General features: G+C 61.9%; 21 protein-coding genes and 1 tRNA gene. All 22 read right to left on the bottom strand.

Translation table 11 applies throughout. The features are described 5' to 3' along the window. Nucleotides 1–58: 58 nt before the first annotated feature. The 22 genes from AWB75_RS28260 to rpsO all read right to left on the bottom strand — a co-directional run bounded on the left by AWB75_RS28260 (nucleotide 59) and on the right by rpsO (nucleotide 21,800). Entirely contained in the window at nucleotides 59–646 is a 588-nt protein-coding gene (locus AWB75_RS28260) for an NUDIX domain-containing protein (RefSeq protein WP_061127323.1), read from the bottom strand. A gap of 49 nt (nucleotides 647–695) precedes the next feature. Beyond that, entirely contained in the window at nucleotides 696–1,016 is a 321-nt protein-coding gene (locus AWB75_RS28255; RefSeq protein WP_061127322.1) for a DUF2818 family protein, read from the bottom strand. Continuing rightward, nucleotides 1,016–2,488, bottom strand: coding sequence for an NADH-quinone oxidoreductase subunit NuoN (gene nuoN, locus AWB75_RS28250; RefSeq protein ID WP_061127321.1), 1,473 nt, complete (start codon nucleotides 2,486–2,488; stop codon nucleotides 1,016–1,018). The genes AWB75_RS28255 and nuoN overlap by 1 nt, the downstream gene beginning before the upstream one ends. A 25-nt stretch (nucleotides 2,489–2,513) precedes the next feature. Continuing rightward, on the bottom strand, nucleotides 2,514–4,013 hold the full coding sequence (locus AWB75_RS28245) for an NADH-quinone oxidoreductase subunit M (RefSeq protein ID WP_061127320.1): 1,500 nt from the start codon (nucleotides 4,011–4,013) through the stop codon (nucleotides 2,514–2,516). Nucleotides 4,014–4,026: 13 nt separating this feature from the next. After that, nucleotides 4,027–6,096 (bottom strand): NADH-quinone oxidoreductase subunit L, encoded by a 2,070-nt coding sequence (gene nuoL / locus AWB75_RS28240; RefSeq protein ID WP_061127319.1) that lies wholly within the window; start codon nucleotides 6,094–6,096, stop codon nucleotides 4,027–4,029. 17 nt (nucleotides 6,097–6,113) lie between these two features. Further along, nucleotides 6,114–6,419, bottom strand: a complete 306-nt coding sequence (gene nuoK / locus AWB75_RS28235) for an NADH-quinone oxidoreductase subunit NuoK (RefSeq protein WP_007588140.1) — start codon at nucleotides 6,417–6,419, stop codon at nucleotides 6,114–6,116. Nucleotides 6,420–6,439: 20 nt separating this feature from the next. Continuing rightward, nucleotides 6,440–7,129 (bottom strand): NADH-quinone oxidoreductase subunit J, encoded by a 690-nt coding sequence (locus tag AWB75_RS28230; RefSeq protein ID WP_061127318.1) that lies wholly within the window; start codon nucleotides 7,127–7,129, stop codon nucleotides 6,440–6,442. 167 nt (nucleotides 7,130–7,296) lie between these two features. Next, complete coding sequence (nuoI, locus tag AWB75_RS28225; protein ID WP_061127317.1) at nucleotides 7,297–7,785, bottom strand: NADH-quinone oxidoreductase subunit NuoI; 489 nt, start codon at nucleotides 7,783–7,785, stop codon at nucleotides 7,297–7,299. A gap of 36 nt (nucleotides 7,786–7,821) precedes the next feature. Next, nucleotides 7,822–8,886: an NADH-quinone oxidoreductase subunit NuoH gene (gene nuoH / locus AWB75_RS28220; protein ID WP_061127316.1), complete on the bottom strand. Its 1,065-nt coding sequence runs from the start codon at nucleotides 8,884–8,886 to the stop codon at nucleotides 7,822–7,824. A 2-nt stretch (nucleotides 8,887–8,888) separates the two neighbouring features. Further along, nucleotides 8,889–11,228, bottom strand: coding sequence for an NADH-quinone oxidoreductase subunit NuoG (gene nuoG / locus AWB75_RS28215; RefSeq protein ID WP_061127315.1), 2,340 nt, complete (start codon nucleotides 11,226–11,228; stop codon nucleotides 8,889–8,891). Between the two features lie 52 nt (nucleotides 11,229–11,280). Continuing rightward, the gene (nuoF, locus tag AWB75_RS28210) at nucleotides 11,281–12,603 is read right to left on the bottom strand and encodes an NADH-quinone oxidoreductase subunit NuoF (protein ID WP_061127314.1); all 1,323 of its coding nucleotides are present in this window, start codon (nucleotides 12,601–12,603) and stop codon (nucleotides 11,281–11,283) included. Then, on the bottom strand, nucleotides 12,600–13,085 hold the full coding sequence (nuoE, locus tag AWB75_RS28205; protein ID WP_014191757.1) for an NADH-quinone oxidoreductase subunit NuoE: 486 nt from the start codon (nucleotides 13,083–13,085) through the stop codon (nucleotides 12,600–12,602). Before nuoE ends, nuoF begins: the two co-directional genes overlap by 4 nt. Before the next feature lie 152 nt (nucleotides 13,086–13,237). Then, nucleotides 13,238–14,491 carry an NADH-quinone oxidoreductase subunit D gene (locus tag AWB75_RS28200; protein WP_061127313.1) on the bottom strand — a complete coding sequence of 418 codons (1,254 nt, stop codon included), beginning with the start codon at nucleotides 14,489–14,491 and terminating at the stop codon, nucleotides 13,238–13,240. A gap of 9 nt (nucleotides 14,492–14,500) precedes the next feature. Continuing rightward, nucleotides 14,501–15,103: an NADH-quinone oxidoreductase subunit C gene (locus AWB75_RS28195; RefSeq protein ID WP_061127312.1), complete on the bottom strand. Its 603-nt coding sequence runs from the start codon at nucleotides 15,101–15,103 to the stop codon at nucleotides 14,501–14,503. 20 nt (nucleotides 15,104–15,123) lie between these two features. Continuing rightward, complete coding sequence (locus tag AWB75_RS28190; RefSeq protein WP_006052903.1) at nucleotides 15,124–15,603, bottom strand: NuoB/complex I 20 kDa subunit family protein; 480 nt, start codon at nucleotides 15,601–15,603, stop codon at nucleotides 15,124–15,126. Nucleotides 15,604–15,664: 61 nt separating this feature from the next. Beyond that, nucleotides 15,665–16,024: an NADH-quinone oxidoreductase subunit A gene (locus AWB75_RS28185; protein ID WP_061127311.1), complete on the bottom strand. Its 360-nt coding sequence runs from the start codon at nucleotides 16,022–16,024 to the stop codon at nucleotides 15,665–15,667. Nucleotides 16,025–16,238: 214 nt separating this feature from the next. Beyond that, a tRNA-Leu gene (locus AWB75_RS28180) sits at nucleotides 16,239–16,323 on the bottom strand. A 127-nt stretch (nucleotides 16,324–16,450) separates the two neighbouring features. Next, nucleotides 16,451–16,819 carry a preprotein translocase subunit SecG gene (gene secG / locus AWB75_RS28175; protein WP_061127310.1) on the bottom strand — a complete coding sequence of 123 codons (369 nt, stop codon included), beginning with the start codon at nucleotides 16,817–16,819 and terminating at the stop codon, nucleotides 16,451–16,453. Nucleotides 16,820–16,907: 88 nt separating this feature from the next. Beyond that, entirely contained in the window at nucleotides 16,908–17,681 is a 774-nt protein-coding gene (gene tpiA, locus AWB75_RS28170) for a triose-phosphate isomerase (RefSeq protein WP_061127309.1), read from the bottom strand. Between the two features lie 144 nt (nucleotides 17,682–17,825). Next, entirely contained in the window at nucleotides 17,826–18,842 is a 1,017-nt protein-coding gene (locus tag AWB75_RS28165) for an NAD(P)H-quinone oxidoreductase (protein ID WP_061127308.1), read from the bottom strand. 188 nt (nucleotides 18,843–19,030) lie between these two features. After that, nucleotides 19,031–21,169 (bottom strand): polyribonucleotide nucleotidyltransferase, encoded by a 2,139-nt coding sequence (gene pnp / locus AWB75_RS28160; protein ID WP_061127307.1) that lies wholly within the window; start codon nucleotides 21,167–21,169, stop codon nucleotides 19,031–19,033. A gap of 361 nt (nucleotides 21,170–21,530) precedes the next feature. Then, nucleotides 21,531–21,800, bottom strand: a complete 270-nt coding sequence (gene rpsO / locus AWB75_RS28155; protein WP_061127306.1) for a 30S ribosomal protein S15 — start codon at nucleotides 21,798–21,800, stop codon at nucleotides 21,531–21,533. Between the last annotated feature and the right edge of the window lie 129 nt (nucleotides 21,801–21,929).

Raw genomic sequence — 21,929 nt, 5'->3', positions numbered from 1 at the left:
GATGCAAAAACGACGAAAGCGGCCATCGAGGCCGCTTTCGCACTTGTCATCCTTCTACTCAGCCGCCGGGCGTCCACACGCCCGAACGAATTTTCTCCAGCCAGAACACGCCGATGATGGTCTTCACGTCGCTGATGCTGCCGTCCTTCACCCAACTCATCAGTTGCGCTTCGTCGGCGATGAAGGTTTCGAGGAACTCGCCCTCGTCCAGTCGGGCATCGCCTTCTGTCAGGCCGCGCGCAAGATAAATGTCGATGAATTCCGTCGAATATGAAATCACCGGATGGATGCGCGTGAGGAGCGTCCATTCGCGCGCCGTGTAACCCGTCTCCTCTTGCAGTTCGCGCTTCGCGCAGGTCAACTCGTCTTCGTTCGGATCGAGTTTTCCGGCCGGAAATTCGAGCAGCACGCGGCCCACCGGATAGCGGAACTGACGTTCGAGCAGCACGCGGCCATCGTCGAACACCGGCAGGATCATCACCGCGCCCGGATGCTCGACGAACTCGCGCGTGGCGTGCTTGCCGTCGGGCAACTCGACGGTATCGCGTTTCAGCGTGAGGAATTTGCCCTCGTGCAGCGTGACGCTTTCGACCTGCTTTTCGATGAGGCCGTCGTCCTTACCGGGTATCGAGGAATGATCTGCCATCTTGAGCCCTGTGCTTGTGAAGCAAACAAGCCGCTGAGGGCGCGAGCCTTCAGCGGCGTTTGACGAGATACTGAAACGTGAAGCCCGGAAAGGCGAGCACCACGAAGAGACTGAAGGTAATGGCGTAGAACTGCCATCCCTGATCGAACCGGTTGCCAGCGCGCGCTTCGAGCATGAAGCCGAGCGCGCCGACCGCGAAGTAAAGCACGATGAGCTCGCCGATGCGAATCCATGCGCTCTTCTTCGCCGCCCTGTGTCCCGTCGGCGCCGGAAGCGGCAACGGGACGATGGCGAAGAGGCGCTGATTCAGGAACGGCAGGTTGGCGAGAACGAGCGCCAACAGGACGATGAACCAGCCCGCCGCCGACATTACAGCGGCAACGTATGCGCGATCGCCGTGAGGCACGCCGACATCAGCGGACCCGGCACCAGGCCGAGCACGAGCACGGCAAGACCGTTGAACGCGAGGAGCGAGCGGTTCAGGCTGCCGGCAACGATGGGCGACGCGTCGGTCGGCGCATCGAAGTACATCAGCTTCACGACGCGCAGGTAGTAGAACGCGCCCACGAGCGAGGTCATCACGGCAAGGACGGCGAGCCACGTGAGGCCGGCGTTCATCGTCGCTTCGAGCACGGCGAGCTTCGCGTAGAAGCCGACCGTCGGCGGGATGCCGGCGAGCGAGAACATCATGATCATCATGACGAACGCGAACACCGGGCTGCGCTGGTTCAGGCCCTTGAAGTCCTCGAGCATTTCCGCTTCGAAGTCGCGGCGTGCGAGCAGCATGACTACGCCGAAGGAACCCAGCGTCGTCACGAGATAGATGATGCTGTAGAACATCGCCGAGCTGTACGCGCCCGCTGCGCCGTCGACCTTGTCGTTCACGACGCCGGCCAGCAGCCCGAGCAGCACGAAGCCCATGTTGGAGATGGCCGAATAAGCCAGCATCCGCTTGATGTTCTTCTGCACGATACCCGTGATGTTGCCGACGATCAGCGACAGCGCCGCGAGGATCACGAGCATTTCCTGCCAGTCCACGGCCAGCGGCAGCAAGCCCATCACGAGGAAGCGCAGGCCCCACGCGAACGCCGCGACCTTCGGGCCGCCGCCGGTGAGCAGCGTCATCGCGGTCGGTGCGCCCTGATAGACGTCGGGCACCCACATGTGGAACGGCACCGCGCCCATCTTGAACGCCACGCCCGCGACGACGAAGATCACGCCGAAGAGCAGGACCGCGTCGTTGATGCGGCCCGAAGCCACCGCCTTCAGCACTTCGTTCAGTTCGAGCGAGCCGGTGGCGCCGTACAGCATCGAGATGCCGTAGAGCAGGAAGCCGGATGCGAGCGCGCCGAGCACGTAGTACTTCATCGCCGATTCGTTCGACTGCGGCACGTCCTTGCGCAGTGCGATCACCGCGTACAGCGACAGCGACATCAGTTCGAGGCCGAGATACAGCGTGAGGAAGTTGTTGCCCGAAATCATCACGCACTGGCCGAGCAGCGAGAACAGGCCGAGCAGGAAGAAGTCGCCGCGGAACAGATCGCGGTCTTCCAGATACTTCTTCGAATAGATGATCGACACCGCGTAGCCGAGGCAGACCACCGCTTTCATCGCGCTCGCGAACGGATCGACGATATACATGCGCGTGAAGAAGTAAGCCGGCGTCGGATTGAGCGCGGTGAAGGCGAACCACACGCCGACGACGATCGTCGAGACGAGCGCGATCAGATAAGTGGTGCCGCGGCTCTTCGGGCCGAATACCGTGTCATTGAGCCAGGCGATGACGACGGCGGCCATCAGGACCGCGTCGGGCCACAACATACTCATGGGAGCGTTTTGCATGATCTCTTAGTTCCTCCTCACGACGTTACTGAGCCAGCGGCAGCTTGGACTGCGCGACGTGGGAGAGCAGGTTTGCCACCGATTCGTGCATCACGTCGGTGAAAGGCTTCGGATGCAGACCCATGTACAGCGTGAACACCGCGAGGATGGCGAGCATCAGGAATTCGCGCTTGTTGATGTCCGCGAGCTTCGCGACGTGGTCGTTCGCGACCGCGCCGAAATAGACCCGCTTGTACATCCACAGCGTGTACGCCGCGCCGAGAATCAGCGTGAACGTAGCGAGGAACGCAATCCAGAAGTTGTACTTCACCGCCGCCAGAATCACCATGAATTCGCCGACGAAACCCGAGGTGCCCGGCAAGCCGCAGTTGGCCATCGCGAAGAGCATCACGAACGCGGCGAACTTCGGCATCGTGTTCACGACACCGCCGTAATCAGCGATCTGACGCGAGTGGACGCGGTCGTACAGCACGCCGATCGAAAGGAACATCGCGCCCGAGACGAAGCCGTGCGAGATCATCTGGATGATCGCGCCTTCCATCCCGAGCTGGCTCGACGGGCCGAACATGAAGAAACCGAGCGTGACGAAGCCCATGTGCGCAATCGACGAATACGCGACGAGCTTCTTCATGTCGGTCTGCACCATCGCGACCAGACCGATGTAGATGACCGCGATCAGCGACAGCGTGATGACGACAGGAGCCAGGAAGTGACTCGCGTCCGGCGCGATCGGCAGCGAGAAGCGCAGGAAACCGTAAGCGCCCAGCTTCAGCATGATCGCCGCCAGCACGACCGAGCCGCCCGTCGGCGCCTCCACGTGCGCGTCAGGCAACCACGTGTGCACCGGGAACATCGGCACCTTCACGGCGAACGCCAGGAAGAACGCAATGAAGAGCAGCACCTGCGGCGTCATGTCGAGCTTCGCGGCCTGCCACGTCGCGAGGTCGAACGTGTGCGTCTGCGTGTAGAGGTACAGCAACGCGACCAGCATCAGCAGCGAACCGGCCAGCGTGTACAGGAAGAACTTGAACGCCGCGTACACGCGGTTCGGGCCGCCCCACACGCCGATGATGATGTACATCGGAATGAGCGTGGCTTCGAAGAACACGTAAAACAACAGGCCGTCCGCCGTCGAGAACACGCCGATCATGATGCCCGAGAGGATCAGGAAGGCGGCCATGTACTGCGAAACGCGCTCGGTGATCACTTCCCAGCCGGCGATCACGACGACCACCGTGATGAGCGCGGTCAGCACGACGAACCACATCGAGATGCCGTCGACGCCAAGGTGATACGTGATGTTGAAGCGATCGATCCAGTTCGACTGCTCGACGAACTGAAGCGCGGCCGTCGACGTATCGAAGCCGGTGATGAGCGGAATCGTGACGATCAGCCCGAGCACCGAGCCGATCAGCGCGATCCAGCGCGCGGGCGCCGGATTGCGGTCGTTACCAACGGCGAGTACCAGCAGGCCGAAAATGATCGGCAGCCAGATCGCGACACTGAGAATCGGAAAAGAGTGCATAGGATCCCTCGCCTTATTTGCCGCCGAGCGTCACAAACAGGGTCAAGAGCCCCAACATGCCGATAATCATGGCGAACGCGTAGTGATAGATGTAACCGGATTGAAGGAAGCGGATCACACCGGCGAACCAGCCCATGAACCGCGCACTGCCGTTGACGATGCCGTCGATGACGACCACATCGCCCTCTTTCCACAGACCGCGGCCAATCGCAACCGCGCCCTTTGCGAACACGACTTCGTTGATCTTGTCGCAGTAGTACTTGTTGTCGAGCAGCACGTAGATGGGGCGGAACGTGCGGGCCACGACTGCCGGCAGATCCGGGCGCTTCATATAGAAGAACCACGCGACGATGACGCCCAGCGCCGCGAGCCACACCGGTCCCGGCGTGATGATGCCGTGCAGCGCCATCGCGACCCAGCCGTGGAACTCTTCGGCCATTTCCTTCAGGCCTTCGTGGTTCTCGGCGATGTAGATCACCTTGTCGAAGACCACGCCGTGCGAGAAGAAATCGCCGTAGATCATCGGGCCGATCATGATCGCGCCGATGATGATCGACGGAATCGCGAGCAGCACGAGCGGCAGGGTCACCACCCACGGCGTTTCATGCGGCTCGTGAGCGTGGCCATGACCGTGATCGTCGTGACCATGCCCATCGTCATGACCGTGACCGTGCGCTTCGGCCTGGCCCATCGGCGAGTCGGGATGCTTCGGACCGCGGAAGCGCTCTTTGCCGTGGAACACCATGAAATACATGCGGAACGAGTACAGCGACGTGACGAACACGCTCGCCACCACCGCGAAGTACGCGAAGCCCGAGCCGGCCAGATGCGAGTACTTCACCGCTTCGATGATCGAGTCCTTCGAATAGAAGCCCGAGAAGAACGGCGTGCCGATCAACGCAAGCGAACCGATCAGCGACGTGATCCACGTGATCGGCATGTATTTGCGCAGGCCGCCCATGTTGCGCATGTCCTGATCGTGGTGCATGCCGATGATGACCGAGCCCGCGCCGAGGAACAGCAGCGCCTTGAAGAACGCGTGCGTGCCGAGGTGGAAAACGGCGACCGGATAGGCCGACACGCCGAGCGCCACGGTCATGTAGCCGAGCTGAGAGAGCGTCGAGTACGCGACCACGCGCTTGATGTCGTTCTGCACGACGCCGAGGAAGCCCATGAACAACGCCGTGATCGCGCCGATGACCGTCACGAACGAGAGCGCCGCATCGGAGTGCTCGAAGAGCGGCGACATGCGCGTCACCATGAAGATGCCGGCCGTCACCATCGTCGCCGCGTGAATCAGCGCGGAGATTGGCGTCGGGCCTTCCATCGAGTCGGGCAGCCACACGTGCAGCGGGAACTGCGCCGACTTGCCCATCGCGCCGATGAAGAGACACACGCACGCGACCGTCAGCAGGCCCCAGTCCGTGCCGGGGAAGGTCATCGACGCGAGCTTGTCGCCTTGCGCGAACACGTCGCCGTAGTTCAGCGATCCCGAGAACGCGAGCAGCAGACCGATGCCGAGCAGGAAGCCGAAGTCGCCCACGCGGTTGACGATGAACGCCTTCATGTTGGCGTAGATCGCGCTTTCACGCGTGAAGTAGAAGCCGATCAGCAGGTACGACACGAGCCCCACCGCTTCCCAGCCGAAGAACAGTTGCAGGAAGTTGTTGCTCATGACGAGCATCAGCATCGAGAACGTGAAGAGCGAGATGTACGAGAAGAAGCGCTCGTAGCCGACTTCCTCGTCCGCCATGTAGCCGATCGTGTAGATGTGCACCATCAGCGAGACGAAGGTCACGATGACCATCATCATCGCGGTGAGCGAGTCGACCAGGAAGCCGACTTCCATCTTCAGCGCGCCGACGTTCATCCATTCGTAGATGGTCGCGTTGAAGCTCGCGCCGTGCATCACGTCGTTGAAGACGATCGCCGAAATGATGAACGAGATGAAGACGCCGAGGATCGTCACGCGATGCGCGCCCTTGCGCCCTACCCATTTCGCGAACAGCCCCGCGATCAGACAGCCGGCCAGCGGCGCCAGCGGAACCGCGAGCAGGAGGTTTTCATTGAGTGTCGTGGACATAACAGCCTAGCCTGAAATTAACCTTTGAGCTGATCGAGGTCCTCGACGTTGATCGTGTCGAGGCTACGGAACAGGGTCACGAGAATCGCGAGACCGATCGCGGCTTCAGCCGCGGCCACGGTCAGGACGAAGAACACAAAGATCTGGCCGTGCACGTCGCCCAGATAGTGCGAGAACGCGACGAAATTGGTGTTCACCGCGAGCAGCATCAGCTCGATCGCCATCAGGATGATGATGACGTTGCGGCGGTTCAGGAAGATGCCGACGATGCTGATCGCAAAGAGGATCGCACCGAGCACGAGGTAATGGGCAAGACTCAACATATTCGATTTCTCCTTCGCGCTCAGCCCTTGTTGTCGACGGTGCCCGCGCCGATGTTGCCGGTCACGGCCGGTTCCGTCGTGGCGTCGGGCGCATCTTTTTCCGCCTGCATCTTCACGAGACGCACGCGATCCGAAGCGCGCACCTTGACTTGCTGGCTGACGGTCTGCGTCTTCTTGTCCTTCTTGTCGCGGATCGTGAGCGAGATCGCGGCGATGATCGCGACGAGCAGCACGAGGCCCGCGATTTCGAACGCGAAAATGTAGTCGGTGTAGATGACCTTGCCGATCAACTGCGTATTCGGCATCAGCGCCGCGCCGGAGACGCCCGCGCCTGCCGCGGCATCGCGCAGCGGCGTGGTCGTCGCGCCGTAGCCGTGCCACAGGATCAGCGCCGTCTCGATCACGATGATCGCGCCGACGATGCTCGCCAGCGGCACGAAACGCTTGAAATCGCGCCGCAACACGTCGATGTTGATGTCGAGCATCATCACGACGAAGAGGAACAGCACCATCACGGCGCCGACATACACGAGGACCAGCAGAATCGCGAGGAATTCGGCTTGCAGCAGCATCCAGATCGCGGCCGCGTTGAAGAACGCGAGCACGAGAAAGAGCGCGGATGACACCGGGTTGCGCGAGGTGATTACCTTCAGCGCGGACACGGTCAGCAGCAGCGCGAAGATATAGAACAGTACGGTTGTGAATTCCATGATTACCGGTTCATCGTTAGGCCATCATCAGGCATGGTGTGTCGGCGCTGTCGGACAGGAGTCGCCCTCGGCGCGCGCCGCAGTGTGCCAAACAGCAACAACAAAATCGCTTTAACTCGATGCCGGAACGCGGAGGCTAAACCGAACGCTCCGGCATCTCGCGTCAATCAACGATAAGGCGCGTCCGCCGCCTTCGATGCGGCGATTTCCTGCTCGTAGCGATCGCCCACCGCGAGCAGCATGTCCTTCGTGAAATACAGATCGCCGCGCTTTTCGCCGTGATATTCGAGGATGTGCGTCTCGACGATCGAATCGACCGGGCAGCTCTCTTCGCAGAAACCGCAGAAGATGCACTTGGTCAGGTCGATGTCGTAGCGCGTCGTGCGGCGCGTGTTGTCCGCACGCGTTTCCGATTCGATCGTGATCGCCATCGCCGGGCACACCGCTTCGCACAGCTTGCAGGCGATGCAGCGCTCTTCGCCGTTCTCATAGCGGCGCAGCGCATGCAGGCCACGGAAACGCGGCGAGATGGGCGTCTTCTCTTCCGGGAACTGCACCGTGATCTTGCGCTGGAACGTATAACGGCCCGTCAGCGCGAGACCCTTCAGCAGCTCGGTCAGAAAGAAGGTTTTGAAGAAGTTCTGAATTGCGTTCATGATGATTTCGTCCGCTCTTGTCCTGGGTCCGTCCGACTATTTCCAGATGTTGAGCGGCGACATGATCCAGAAACCGACCACGACCACCCAGATCACCGACACCGGCAGGAACACCTTCCAGCCGAGACGCATGATCTGGTCGTAGCGGTAACGCGGGAACGTCGCGCGCGCCCAGATGAAGACCGACAGCAGCAGGAAAACCTTGAAGACGAACCAGAATACGCCCGGAATGAACGACAGGAAGCCGAACGGCGCATCCCAGCCGCCGAGGAACAACGTCGTGGCGATCGCCGAGATCACGATCATGTTGATGTACTCGGCGAGGAAGAACAGCGCGAACGCCATGCCGGAGTAATCGATCATGTGGCCCGCGACGATTTCCGATTCACCTTCCACCACGTCGAACGGGTGACGGTTCGTTTCGGCGATGCCCGAGATGAAGTACACGACGAACATCGGCAGAAGCGGCAGCCAGTTCCACGACAGGAAGTTGACGCCCCAGCCCGCGAACATGCCGCGCTGCTGCGAGTGCACGATTTCCGACATGTTCAGCGTGCCCGCGACCATCAGCACGACGACGAGCGCGAAGCCCATCGAGATTTCGTAGGACACCATCTGCGCGGCTGCGCGCATCGCGCCGAGGAACGCGTACTTCGAGTTCGACGCCCAGCCCGCCAGGATCACACCGTACACGCCGATCGACGAGATCGCCATCGCGTACAGCAGGCCCGCGTTGATGTCGCCGAGCACGGCTTGCGCCTGGAACGGAATGACCGCCCACACCGCGAACGCCGGCACCACGGTCATGATCGGCGCGATCATGTAGATCCAACGGCTCGCCTGCGTCGGCTGAATCACTTCCTTCAGCAGCAGCTTCAGGACGTCCGCGATCGGCTGCAGAAGACCCGCAGGACCGACGCGGTTCGGGCCGAGACGCACGTGCATCCAGCCGATGAGCTTGCGTTCCCAGAGAATCAGGTACGCCACGCACAGCAGAATGACAACCGCCACCACGAGGATGCGGACCAGCGCCCACACCGTCGGCCATGCGACGCCCAGAAGCTGCGTGCCGCCTGCGTTGATCGTATCGAACAAGCCCATTTTTACGCCTTCTCCACTACCAGTTCACCGAACAGGCCGCCGAGCGCGGCGCCAGCCGTCGTGCCCGCCGACACGCGGACCACGGATTCCGCGAGATTCGCATCGCGGACCGCGGGCAACGTCACCGACAGGTTGCCCTGCTTGATACGGACTGCTTCGCCGTCCTTCAGACCGAGCTTGTCGAAGAGCGCGGTCGGCAGGCCAGCCACGTTCGCATCGCGGGCGGCCGCCGTCAGATGCAGCGACGGCGCGCGGCGCACGAGCGCATCGGCGTGATAGATCGGCACATCGGCGAGACGCTGCAGGCCGCTGCCATTCAGCGTCACGTTCGATGTGGCGCGCTTGGCCGCCACCGACGTCTTGTTCGACAGACGCGCAGTCAGATCGCCCGTACCGAGCGCGGCGATGCGTACTTCTTCGGCCGTGTCGAACTCGAAGCCAGGCAAGTTGAGGATCGTGCCCAGCACGCGCAACACCTTCCAGCCCGGACGCGTATCGCCGAGCGCGCGCACGACGCCGTTGAACGACTGTGCCGTGCCTTCCGCGTTGACGAACGTGCCCGACGTTTCCGTGAACGGCGCGACCGGCAGTAGCACGTCCGCATAGTCCATGCCGTGCTTGAACGGCGACATCACGACGACCATTTCAGCCGCCTTCAGCGCGGCGATGGCCTGCGCCGGATTGGCCGTGTCGTATTCCGGTTCGGCGTTCAGGAGCACATAGCCCTTGCGCGGCTGCTCGAACACTTCGCGTGCGTTGAGACCGCCCTCGCCCGGCAGCGCATCGACGAGATGCGCGCCGACCGAGTTTGCGCCTTCCGTGAGGAAGCCGAGCGTCGCGCCGGTATTGTCGGCGATCCACTGCGCCGCCGCCTGAATCTGTGCAAAGTCCGGATGCTGAACCGCGATGTTGCCGAGCAGCACGACACGCTTCTCGCCCGCCGACAGCGATGCCGCGACGTCCTTCGCCGCCGCCGATACTTCGCGGCCCGCGAACGCGTCCGGCAGCGCGACGCCGCGCGCTTCGGAGACTGCCGCCGCGATGCCCGCGAGCTGATCGAGCCACGCGGAAGGCGCCGCGACCAGACGATGCGCGGTCGGGATCAGCGAATCGTCGTTGCTGGCGTTGAGGAACGTGATCTTCGCGCCGCTCTTCGCGGCCTGGCGCAGACGCGCGGCGAACAGCGGATGATCGCGGCGCAGGAACGAACCGATCACGAACGCGGTGTCGATGTACGAAAGATCAGCGATCTTCGTGCCGAGCCACGGCGCGCCGACGCCCACCGGCGCCGAGAAATCGTTCTGGCGCAGACGGAAATCGACGTTCGGCGTGCCGACGCCTTCAGCCAGTTGCTTCAACAGATGCAGTTCTTCGACCGTGCTGTGCGGCGTGGCCAGGGCGGCGATGGCGTTCGCGCCATGATCGGCCTTGATGCCCTTCAGACCCTTCGCCACGTATTCGAGCGCGGTTTGCCAGTCGGTTTCGATCCAGTTGCCGCCTTGCTTCAGCATCGGCGTGGTCAGACGGTCGTCGCCGTTCAGGCCTTCGTACGAGAAGCGGTCCTTGTCCGAGATCCAGCATTCGTTGATGGCTTCGTTTTCCATCGGCAGAACGCGCATCACGCGGTTGTTCTTCACTTGCACGACGAGATTCGCGCCGACGGAATCGTGCGGGCTCACCGACTTGCGGCGCGACAGTTCCCACGTCCGCGCGCTGTAGCGGAACGGCTTGCTCGTCAATGCACCGACCGGGCACAGGTCGATCATGTTGCCCGACAGTTCCGAATCCACGGTCTTGCCGACAAACGACGTGATCTCCGAATGCTCGCCGCGGCCCAGCATGCCGAGCTCCATCACGCCGGCGACTTCCTGGCCGAAGCGCACGCAACGGGTGCAGTGGATGCAGCGCGACATCTCTTCCATCGAGATGAGCGGACCGACGTTCTTGTGGAACACCACGCGCTTTTCTTCGCTGTAGCGCGACTGCGACTTGCCGTAACCGACGGCCAGATCCTGCAACTGGCACTCGCCGCCCTGATCGCAGATCGGGCAATCGAGCGGGTGGTTGATCAGCAGGAACTCCATCACCGACTGCTGGGCCTTCACGGCCTTGTCGGAAGTGGTGCGCACCACCATGCCCGCCGACACCGGCGTGGCACAGGCGGGGACGGCCTTCGGCATCTTTTCGACTTCGACGAGGCACATCCGGCAGTTCGCCGCGATCGACAGCTTCTTGTGATAGCAGAAGTGAGGAATGTACGTATCGACCTTGTGCGCAGCCTGGATCACCATGCTGCCTTCAGGCACCTCGACCGTCTTGCCGTCAATTTCTAGTTCAACCATGATGGGGAATGGTCCTCAACCTCTTATCTCGCGCATCTGACTGCGCGCCTGATTACGCGGTAAGCGCTTCGGACGCCGCGTGATGCGCGTGCCCGCCGACGAGACAGTGCTTGTGCTCGACGTGATATTCGAATTCGTCCCAGAAGTGCTTGAGCATGCCGCGCACGGGCATCGCGGCTGCATCGCCAAGCGCGCAGATCGTGCGACCCATGATGTTTTCCGCGACAGAGTTCAGCAGATCCAGATCTTCCTTGCGGCCGAGACCGTGCTCGATGCGATGCACCACGCGATACAGCCAGCCGGTGCCTTCACGGCACGGCGTGCACTGGCCGCACGACTCTTCGTAATAGAAATACGACAGGCGCAGCAGCGAGCGCACCATGCAGCGCGTCTCGTTCATCACGATGACCGCGCCCGAGCCCAGCATGGAGCCGGCCTTCGCGATCGAATCGTAGTCCATGTCGGTGGCGAGCATCACCTCGCCCGGCACGACCGGCGCGGACGAACCACCCGGAATCACGGCCTTGACCGACTTGCCGCGCACACCGCCCGCCAGTTCCATGAGCGTCGAGAACGGCGTGCCGAGCGGAATCTCGTAGTTGCCCGGACGATTCACGTCGCCCGACACGGAGAAGATCTTCGTGCCGCCGTTGTTCGGCTTGCCGATCTCGAGGTAATTCTGCGGCCCGATTTCCAGGAGGAACGGCACGGCCGCGAACGTCTCGGTGTTGTTGATGGTGGTCGGTTTGCCATACACGCCGAAGCTCGCCGGGAAAGGCGGCTTGAAGCGCGGTTGGCCCTTCTTGCCTTCCAGCGATTCGAGCAGCGCGGTTTCCTCGCCGCAGATGTACGCGCCGTAACCGTGGTGCGCGTACAGCTCGAACGAGAAGCCCGAGCCGAGAATGTTCGCGCCGAGGTAACCCGCCGCGCGCGCTTCTTCGAGCGCCGCTTCGAACACCTTATAGACTTCGAAAATCTCGCCGTGGATATAGTTGTATCCGACGGTGATGCCCATCGCGTACGCGCCGATGGCCATGCCTTCGATCAGCGCGTGCGGATTCCAGCGCAGGATGTCGCGGTCTTTGAACGTGCCCGGCTCACCTTCGTCCGAATTGCAGACGAGATACTTCTGCCCCGGAAACTGACGCGGCATGAAGCTCCACTTCAGGCCGGTCGGGAAACCCGCACCGCCACGGCCGCGCAGGCCCGATGCCTTGACGTCGGCAATCACCTGCTCTTGCGGAATCTTTTCTTCGAGAATGCGGCGCAGCTGCTTGTAGCCGCCGCGCGCGACGTAATCTTCGAGATGCCAGTTCTCGCCGTTCAGCCCGGCGAGGATCAGCGGCTTGATGTGACGATCGTGGAGTGACGTCATTTCGAAAGGTCCTCGATCAACTGGTCGATCTTCTCGCGGCTCATGAAGCTGCACATGCGATGGTTGTTCACGAGCATCACGGGTGCGTCGCCGCACGCGCCGAAGCATTCGCCTTCCTTCAGCGTGAACTTGCCGTCCGGTGTGGTCTCACCGAAATCGATGCCGAGCTTCTGCTTGAGATACTCCGCGGCGCTGTCCGAACCGCCGTCCGGACCGAGCTGGCAAGGCAGGTTCGTGCAGAGCGTGATCTTGTGCTTACCGACCGGCTTCAGTTCGTACATCGTGTAGAACGTGGCGACTTCCTGTACCGCGACGGGCGGCATGCTCAGGTAATCGGCGACGAACTGCATGATGTCCGGCGAGAGCCAACCATGCTCTTCCTGAGCGACAGCGAGCGCCGCCATCACCGCCGATTGCTTTTGCTCGGCGGGATACTTCGCGACCGCGCGATCGATTTCTTTCAGGCCTTCAGCTGAGATCATTTTCAGACACGACTCTTTCAATTCCTACCGAACGAAAACCTGCCGCGCTCTTCGTATTGCGGCAGACCTGGCGTTCCTGCGGGTTCCGGTTAGTGCTTCCGCTTTTCCTGCGCGGCGGCTCGACGAGCGCACCGCGCAAGCGGCGAATGAGATCAGCGATCGATCTCGCCGAACACGATGTCTTGCGTACCGATGATCGTCACAGCGTCGGCGATCATGTGGCCTCGCGCCATTTCGTCGAGCGCTGCGAGATGCGCATAGCCCGGCGCGCGAATCTTCAGGCGATACGGCTTGTTCGCGCCGTCCGAAATCAGATAGATGCCGAATTCGCCCTTCGGGTGCTCGACCGCCGCGTACGTTTCGCCTTCCGGCACGTGGAAGCCTTCGGTGAAGAGCTTGAAATGGTGAATCAGCTCTTCCATGTTGCTCTTCATGCCGACGCGCGACGGCGGCGCAACCTTGTGATTATCGACCATCACAGGGCCGGGATTCTTGCGCAGCCACGCAATGCACTGTTGGGCGATGCGGACCGACTGACGCATTTCTTCCACGCGCACCAGATAGCGGTCGTAGCAATCGCCATTCACGCCGACGGGGATGTCGAAATCGAGTTGATCGTACACTTCGTACGGCTGCTTCTTGCGCAGATCCCACTCGATACCCGAGCCGCGCAGCATCGCACCCGAAAGACCCATCTGCAGCGCACGCTCCGGGCTCACCACGCCGATGCCCACGAGACGCTGCTTCCAGATGCGGTTGTCCGTGAGCAGCGTTTCGTACTCGTCGACACAACCCGGGAAGCGATTGAAGAAGTCCTCGATGAAGTCGAGCAACGAGCCCTGACGGGTCTCGTTCATTCTGTCGAGCGCCTTCGCGTTGCGGATCTTCGATGCCTTGTATTGCGGCATTGCGTCCGGCAGATCGCGATACACGCCGCCCGGACGATAGTAAGCCGCGTGCATGCGCGCGCCCGACACCGCCTCGTAGACGTCCATCAGATCTTCGCGCTCACGGAACGCGTAGAGGAACACCGCCATCGCGCCGACGTCGAGCGCGTGCGAGCCGATCCACATCAGGTGGTTCAGCACGCGCGTGATTTCGTCGAACAGCACGCGGATGTATTTCGCGCGGATCGGCACGTCGATGCCGAGCAGCTTCTCGATGGCGAGCACATAGCCGTGCTCGTTGACCATCATCGACACGTAGTCGAGACGGTCCATGTACGGCACGGACTGAATGAAGGTCTTGGTTTCGGCGAGCTTCTCGGTCGCGCGATGCAACAGACCGATGTGCGGGTCGGCGCGCTGGATCACTTCGCCGTCGAGTTCGAGCACGAGGCGCAGCACGCCGTGCGCTGCCGGGTGTTGCGGGCCGAAATTCAGCGTGTAGTTTTTGATCTCTGCCATCACGTTCTCTTAATGTTTCAGACCGCCATAACGATCTTCGCGAATCACGCGCGGCGTGATCTCGCGCGGCTCGATCGTCACAGGCTGATACACGACGCGCTTCTCTTCCGGGTCGTAACGCATCTCGACGTAACCGGAGACCGGGAAATCCTTACGGAACGGATGACCGATGAAGCCATAGTCCGTGAGAATGCGGCGCAGGTCCGGATGGCCTTCGAACACGATGCCGTAGAGGTCGAACGCTTCGCGCTCGTACCAGTTCGCCGACGACCAGATATCGACCACCGAAGGCACGATAGGCACTTCGTCGTCCGGAGCGAATACACGCACGCGCACGCGCCAGTTGTGCGTGATCGAAAGAAGATGGCTGACCGCCGCGAACCGCGGGCCGTCGTAGACGCCGTCGCCGTAGGTCGAGTAATCGACGCCGGACAGGTCCATAAGCTGCTCGAAGCGCAGCGACGTGTCGTCGCGCAGTTGCTTGCAGACGTCCAGATAGTTGGCCGCCTTGACGACGACCGTCACCTGACCCAGCGACTCGGTGATGCTCTGGAGACGGTCGCCAAACGCCGTCTCGAGGTTCGCTTTGAGGGTCTCGAGTTTGCTTGCCATAGTTGGGGAGACTGAGGCCCTTACTGACGGGCGATGGTGTTGGTGCGGCGAATCTTCGCCTGCAACTGGATCACGCCGTAGACCAGGGCTTCGGCGGTCGGAGGACAACCGGGAACGTACACGTCGACCGGCACGATCCGGTCGCAGCCACGCACGACGGAATACGAATAGTGGTAGTAGCCGCCGCCGTTCGCGCACGAACCCATCGAAATGACCCAGCGCGGCTCGGCCATCTGGTCGTACACCTTACGAAGCGCGGGCGCCATCTTGTTGCACAGCGTGCCGGCGACGATCATCACATCGGACTGGCGCGGGCTCGGACGAAACACCACGCCGAAACGATCCAGGTCGTAACGGGCGGCGCCCGCATGCATCATCTCGACCGCGCAGCACGCGAGACCGAACGTCATCGGCCACAGGGAGCCGGTGCGCGTCCAGTTGATCAGCTTGTCAGCCGTGGTGGTGACAAAGCCTTCTTTCAAGACCCCTTCGATACTCATTTGTTTTCCACTCCAGACGAGCAGCCAGCCAAAGCCGCCCATGAATCCGGTGATCTGACTGTCATTCCCAGTCGAGTCCGCCCTTTCTCCAGATGTAGGCGAAACCGAGCAAAAATTCGAGCAGAAAAATCATCATTGCGATGAAGCCAGGCCAGCCGATATCGCGCAGGGAAACACCCCACGGAAACAGGAACGCCGTCTCAAGATCGAAAATGATGAAAAGAATCGCGACGAGATAGTAACGCACATCGAACTTCATACGCGCGTCTTCGAACGCTTCGAAGCCGCACTCGTACGGCGCGTTCTTTTCGGTATCAGGCTTGTTGGGACCGAGGATCTTGCCGATGCTAACCAACGCTATACCTAAACCAAGGCCCACCACAATAAACAAGAAGACGGGGTAATAGGGTGCGAGGTTCAAGGCTATCCTCAGATCGGTAGATGTGGTCTGTTATTGATTGGAGCGCTTCAGCCGGGACGGACCACCCGGCGGGAGATTCACTTGGGACCGCTCACGATAGCAGCACACTGTGACAACCGCTTTGACGATGTCGATGCTGCCGCGAAAACGTAAGGGTACTCCAGAAGTGACAATGCCAGCCGAAGCGATGCAAGCGGCTGGCATTGGATAACTTTGGTGCCGACGGCGAGACTCGAACTCGCACAGCTTTCGCCACTACCCCCTCAAGATAGCGTGTCTACCAATTTCACCACGTCGGCACTGTACTGCAATCCGGGAAAACTACTTCTTAATTGCCGCGAATCGCTTCAAGACTTGAATTATAACTGGCCCCTACGAATTGTTCAACGCACAAAATGCAAATTATGCGAAAAATTCGTCTCGTCGTTATTTGGGCACGTCGGAGCCTGGCGCGGACGATGCAACCGGTGCCGATGCAGGCGCCGAAGCCGCTCCAGGCGCCGCCGATGCCGCCACGGGAGCCGCACCGCCGAGCACGCCGGCCGAAGTTTGCGGCTTGTAGCTGCCGAGGTAGGTCAGCGTGAGCGTCGTGACGAAAAAGACCGCCGCCAGAACCGCCGTGGTACGCGACAGAAAGTTGGCGGAGCCCGTCGCGCCGAAGAGACTGCCCGATGCGCCGCTGCCGAACGCCGCGCCCATGTCAGCGCCCTTGCCGTGCTGAAGCAGCACGAGGCCAATGACGCCCAGCGCCGACAACAACTGAACGACGATAATCAATGTCTTCAAATACAGCATTTCAACTCACCTGGTTCCTGATGTTTCCGTGACACGTTCGTGTCGCAATGGGGTCTTGCGCCTGCCCTGCCCGCTCGCCATCCGATGCTCAATGCAGCACGGTTTGCGCGGCCCGGCAGATCGCCAGAAAATCCTTCGACTTCAGCGACGCGCCGCCGATCAGCCCGCCGTCGATGTCCTTCTGCCCGAACAGTTCTTCCGCGTTTTCGGGCTTCACGCTGCCGCCGTACAGGAGCGGCACGTTCGCCACCGATGCGCCCTTCTCCAGCAGCTTGCGGCGCAGAAATGCGTGAACGTCCTGCGCCTGCAGCGGCCGCGCGGTCTTGCCCGTGCCGATCGCCCAGACCGGTTCGTACGCTACCACGATGCCCGCCGCCTGCGCTTCCGTCAGCGAAAGCAGAACGGCGTCGAGCTGCGTGCCGATGATCTGCTCCGTCTTGCCGGCCTCGCGTTCCTCGAGCGTCTCGCCGACGCAGACGATCGGCGTGAGACCCGCCTCGATCGCGCGCTTCGCCTTCTCCGCGACGAGCTCCGGGCTTTCGCGATGATACGCGCGTCGCTCCGAATGCCCGACGATCGCGTACGTCACGCCGAAGTCCGCTGCCATTTCGGCCGCGACTTCACCGGTAAACGCGCCGCCCGCATGCGCCGACACGTCCTGAATGCCCCACTGCACGACCGAGCCGGCGAGAAGCGCCTGCGATTGTGCGAGATAAGGACACGGCACACACACACCGACACGCACGCCCTTTTGCAAAGCTGATGCGCCTGCGGCAACTTCGGTCAGCAAGGCCGCGTTGTCACCGATGCGACCGTGCATCTTCCAGTTGCCCACCACCAGTTTCGCTCGTTCTCTGGACATAAGTCTCGTCAGTCGGCGGCAGCCTCGATGAGCCGCCCTGTTATAGGAATGAATCCGCTACGAACTGCAAACTGCCTGCAAAACAGGCGATTTTACTGTGTTAAGACGAACCCGGTCAAACCGCCAGAAGCGCACGCAAAAAGGTCACGCATTCTCGCGCCAGTCGAGCACGATCTTGCCGACATGCGTGCTGCTTTCCATGAGCGCATGCGCGGCGGCGGCGTCCGCGGCGGGGAAGACCTGATGGATCACCGGCTTGATGCGCCCCGCTTCAACCTCCGGCCAGACGCGTTCCTTGAGCCTGGCCGCGAGCTTCGCCTTGAATGCGACGGGACGCGGACGCAGCGTCGAACCGGTGATGACGAGACGACGCCGCAGCACGTCGTTGAGATTGATCTCCGCCTTCGCGCCGCCCAGCAACGCGATCACGCAGATGCGCCCGCCATCGGCCAGCGCCTTGAGCTCGCGCTGGAGATAATCGCCCGCGACCATGTCGAGAATCACGTCGACGCCGCGATCGTTCGTCAGCGACTTCACCACTTCGACAAAGTCTTCCGTCTTGTAGTTGATCGCGCGCTCCGCACCGAGCGCTTCGCACGCGCGGCACTTTTCATCGGTGCCGGCGGTGGCGAACACGCGATAGCCGAGCGCACGCGCGATCTGAATCGCCGTCACGCCGATACCGCTCGATCCGCCCTGCACGAGCAGCGTTTCTTCTTCGCCATTTTCGCCCGAACCCAGTTGGCCGCGCTCGAAGACATTGCTCCACACGGTGAAGAAGGTTTCGGGCAACGACGCTGCTTCGATATCCGACAAACCCTTCGGCACCGGAAGGCATTGCTCGAGCGGCGCGACAGCGTACTCGGCATAGCCGCCGCCTGCGAGCAGCGCGCACACACGATCGCCTTGTTTCAGGCCGAACGGATTGTGCTTCGGATCGAAATCGCCATCGACGATTTCACCGGCGACCTCCAGCCCCGGCAGATCGGACGCGCCCGGCGGCGGCGCGTAGGCGCCCTTGCGCTGGAACACGTCAGGCCGGTTCACGCCGGACGCCGTCACCTTGATGAGAACCTCGCATTTGCCCGGCGCCGGGGTCGGCCGCTCGCCCAGCTTCAGAACTTCGGGTGCGCCAAACTCGGTGATTTCGATGGCCTTCATGACTTCTCCCTGTGCCGATCAGACTGAGTGTGCATCCGAACCGGATGGCACTGCGCGCGCTTCAAAGGCATCCGCGCTCCACACTGCCATCGGGTCCGACGACGCATCGGACAATGCATAGCGTCCGAAGCGTCATACATGAAAACGGCCGGCTCGCATCCGCGGCCGGCCGTCTACACATTACCGCATTACTGCTGCGGGTGCGTGGGTTCCGCCTGCTGCGCGCCTTCGTTCAAAAGCGCTTTCGCCGACAGTCGCACACGGCCCTTTTCGTCCGTCTGAATGACCTTGACCTTCACGATCTGGCCTTCCTTCAGGTAGTCGTTGATGTCCTTCACGCGCTCGTTGACGATCTCCGAGATGTGCAGCAGACCGTCCTTGCCCGGCAGGATGTTCACGATCGCGCCGAAGTCGAGCAGCTTGAGCACCGGGCCTTCGTAGACCTGGCCGACTTCGACCTCGGCCGTGATGTTCTCGATGCGCTTCTTCGCCTCCGCCATGCCTTCGCTCGACGTGCTCGCGATGGTAACGACGCCGTCATCCGAGATGTCGATGGTCGTGCCGGTTTCTTCCGTCAGCGCGCGGATCACCGAGCCGCCCTTGCCGATCACGTCGCGGATCTTCTCGGGGTTGATCTTGATGGTGATCATGCGCGGGGCATAGTCCGACAGTTCCGTGTTCGTGTGCGGAACCGCGGCGGTCATCTTGCCGAGGATGTGCATGCGGCCTTCCTTCGCCTGCGCGAGCGCGACCTGCATGATTTCCTTCGTGATGCCCTGGATCTTGATGTCCATCTGCAGCGCCGTGACGCCTTGCGCCGTGCCGGCCACCTTGAAGTCCATGTCGCCGAGGTGATCTTCGTCGCCGAGGATGTCGGTCAGAACCGCGAACTTGTTGCCTTCGAGGATCAGGCCCATCGCGATGCCCGCGACGTGCGCCTTCATCGGCACGCCGGCGTCCATCAGCGCGAGGCAGCCGCCGCAGACCGAAGCCATCGACGACGAGCCGTTCGATTCCGTGATTTCCGACACGACGCGGATCGAGTAGCCGAATTCGTCGGCGCTCGGCAGGCACGCGACGAGCGCGCGCTTGGCCAGACGGCCGTGGCCGATTTCACGACGCTTCGGCGAGCCGACGCGGCCGGTTTCGCCCGTCGCGAACGGCGGCATGTTGTAGTGAAGCATGAAGCGCTCGCGGTATTCGCCTTCGAGCGCGTCGATGTTCTGCTCGTCGCCCTTCGTGCCCAGCGTCGCCACGACCAGCGCCTGCGTCTCGCCGCGCGTGAAGAGCGCCGAGCCGTGCGTGCGCGGCAAAACGCCCGTGCGGATTTCGATCGGACGCACGGTGCGCGTGTCGCGGCCGTCGATGCGCGGCTCGCCGTTCAGGATCTGCGTACGGACGATCTTCGCTTCGATGTCGAACAGCACGTTGCCGACCGTTGCCTTGTCGGCGGCGACCGTGCCGCCTGCTGCGGCTTCTTCTTCCAGCTTCGCCGACGTCGCCGCGTACACTTCCTTCAGCTTGGCCGAGCGCGCCGACTTGTTGCGCAGTTGATAAGCCGCTTCGAGTTCCGACTGGGCGATTGCCGAGACGCGCGAAATGAGCGCTTCGTTCTTCGGCGCCGGCTGCCAGTCCCATTCGGGCTTGCCGCCTTCGCGCACGAGTTCATGGATTGCGTCGATGGCCTTCTGCATCTGCTCGTGGCCGTAGACGACCGCGCCGAGCATCACTTCTTCGGAAAGCTGCTGCGCTTCCGATTCCACCATCAGCACCGCGCGCTCCGTGCCCGCGACGACGAGATCGAGCGCCGATTCCTTCATCTGCGCGCGCGTCGGATTCAGCACGTACTCGTTGTTCAGATAGGCGACGCGCGCCGCGCCCACCGGACCGTTGAACGGCAGACCGGACACGGCCAGCGCCGCCGATGCGCCGATCAGCGCCGGGATGTCCGCGGGAATTTCGGGATTCAGCGACAGGACGTGGATCACGACCTGCACTTCGTTATAGAAGCCTTCCGGGAAAAGCGGGCGCAGCGGGCGGTCGATCAGGCGCGAAATCAGCGTCTCGCCTTCCGACGGACGGCCTTCGCGACGGAAGAAGCCGCCCGGAATCTTGCCTGCGGCGTACGTCTTTTCGAGGTAGTCGACGGTCAGCGGGAAGAAGTCCTGGCCCGGCTTGGCGGTCTTCGCGCCGACGACGGTGGCGAGCACGACGGTGTCTTCGACATCGACGATCACCGCGCCGCTTGCCTGACGCGCGATTTCGCCCGTTTCGAGGCGGACGTTGTGCTGCCCCCACTTAAATTCTTTAACGATTTTATTGAACATTTGTGACTCCTTCTACGTTGCGCCGCGCCGGCCCGCTGGCGCTGGCTTGGGCGGTCGCGAGCCGCGCTTGAGAGGTGTGATATGCCATTCCAGCGCGGGGCTTGCCCGACGTGCGCGCGGCACACGCCGCGATGGAATGACACAAAGCTCTGCCGCGAGGCCGGACCGGGTGTCGAACCGGATGATGCATCCGGGTAAAGCAACTGAACCGCTGAAACTGCCGACTGCGTCGTCGTGAATGCGGAGAACGCCATCGGGCACCACTTCACTGCCGAAACGCACAAAAACAAAAGTGCCTGTATCAGCGGACTGACACAGGCACTTTGTTCTAGCGGCGGCCGTAAAGCCACATATGCGCCAATTACTTGCGCAGACCCAGCTTTTCGATCAGCGAGCGATAACGATCCGCGTCCTTGCCCTTCAGGTAGTCGAGCAGCTTGCGACGGCGGCTCACCATGCGCAGCAGGCCGCGGCGGCTGTGGTGATCCTTCGAGTGCGACTTGAAGTGGACGGTCAGTTCGTTGATGCGGCTCGTGAGCAGTGCGACTTGCACTTCGGGGGAGCCAGTGTCGTTGGCGCCGCGCGCGTGTTCTGCGACGATGTCGGACTTCTTGATTTCTGCTACGGACATTTGCTTTTCCTTTGATACAGACAGGCGGTCACGGAAGAAAGGCCGTGCCGTGGGGGTGTTTGCCAATGCGGCCAATTCAGGTTTTCGCAACGGACAAGCCGAAGACGAAGCGTGGAGTATAGCACACCG

It is taken from the genome of Caballeronia catudaia, from assembly GCF_001544755.2.
GTDB classification, from domain to species: domain Bacteria; phylum Pseudomonadota; class Gammaproteobacteria; order Burkholderiales; family Burkholderiaceae; genus Caballeronia; species Caballeronia catudaia.
The sequence above is the reverse complement of the archived record's forward strand: the minus strand, read 5'-3'. Positions and strand labels throughout refer to the sequence as shown.